Below are 1,315 nucleotides of genomic sequence, written 5' to 3'. Positions count from 1 at the left end.
CGCCAGCTTTCACGTTGTTAGCAACAACAGACGGCTCTTCACCGGCGTTGGACACGATCTGACGCAGCGGTGCTTCCATTGCGCGCAGCGCAACTTTGATACCGACGTTCTGATCTTCGTTCTGACCGGTCAGGCCAGCGAGTTTCGCCGCAACGCGAACCAGCGCTACGCCGCCGCCAGCCACCACGCCTTCTTCAACCGCAGCACGGGTTGCGTGCAGGGCGTCGTCGACGCGTGCTTTTTTCTCTTTCATTTCAACTTCGGTAGCCGCACCGACTTTGATTACTGCCACGCCGCCAGCCAGTTTAGCGACACGTTCCTGCAGTTTTTCACGGTCGTAATCGGAGGTCGCTTCTTCGATCTGCTTACGGATCTGAGCTACACGGCCCTGGATTGCAGACTCTTCGCCAACGCCATCGATGATGGTGGTGGTGTCTTTGTTGATAACCACGCGTTTCGCCTGGCCCAGATCTTCCAGAGTCGCTTTTTCCAGCTCCATACCGATCTCTTCAGAGATAACGGTACCGCCAGTCAGGGTAGCGATATCCTGCAGCATGGCTTTACGACGGTCGCCGAAGCCCGGTGCTTTCACCGCAGCCACTTTAACGATGCCGCGCATGGTGTTAACCACCAGGGTCGCCAGCGCTTCGCCTTCAACGTCTTCAGCGATGATAACCAGCGGTTTGCCCGCTTTCGCTACGGCTTCCAGAACCGGCAGCATTTCGCGGATGTTGGAGATTTTTTTATCAGCCAGCAGGATGAACGGGCTTTCCAGCTCAACGGCACCGGTGTCCGGCTTGTTGATGAAGTACGGAGACAGGTAGCCGCGGTCGAACTGCATACCTTCAACTACGTCCAGTTCGTCTTCCAGACCGGTACCGTCTTCAACGGTGATCACGCCTTCTTTACCAACTTTATCCATCGCTTCCGCGATCAGTTTACCGACGGTTTCGTCGGAGTTAGCGGAGATGGTACCAACCTGAGCAATCGCTTTAGAGTCAGAGCACGGTACGGACAGCGCTTTCAGTTCTTCAACGGCGGCAATGACAGCTTTGTCGATACCACGTTTCAGATCCATCGGGTTCATGCCTGCTGCAACAGCTTTCAGGCCTTCGTTCACGATAGCCTGAGCCAGCACGGTTGCGGTGGTGGTACCGTCGCCTGCCGCGTCGTTCGCTTTAGAGGCAACTTCTTTCACCATCTGCGCACCCATGTTTTCGAACTTGTCTTCCAGTTCGATTTCACGAGCAACGGAAACGCCATCTTTAGTGATGGTCGGCGCGCCGAAGGATTTGTCCAGAACCACGTTGCGGCC

At 55.8% G+C, this 1,315-nt stretch carries 1 protein-coding gene; it reads right to left on the bottom strand.

Going from position 1 to position 1,315, the window contains the following annotated elements; translation table 11 throughout:
- The coding region (groL, locus tag AACG97_RS00190; protein WP_338463225.1) for a chaperonin GroEL at positions 1-1,315 on the bottom strand (1,315 nt) is incomplete at both ends.

The sequence above is a fragment of the Pseudomonas sp. Nvir genome, assembly GCF_963778085.1.
Taxonomy (GTDB): Bacteria; Pseudomonadota; Gammaproteobacteria; order Pseudomonadales; family Pseudomonadaceae; genus Aquipseudomonas; species Aquipseudomonas juntendi.
Note: the sequence above shows the minus strand (reverse complement) of the source record. Positions and strands in the feature narration are given on the sequence as shown.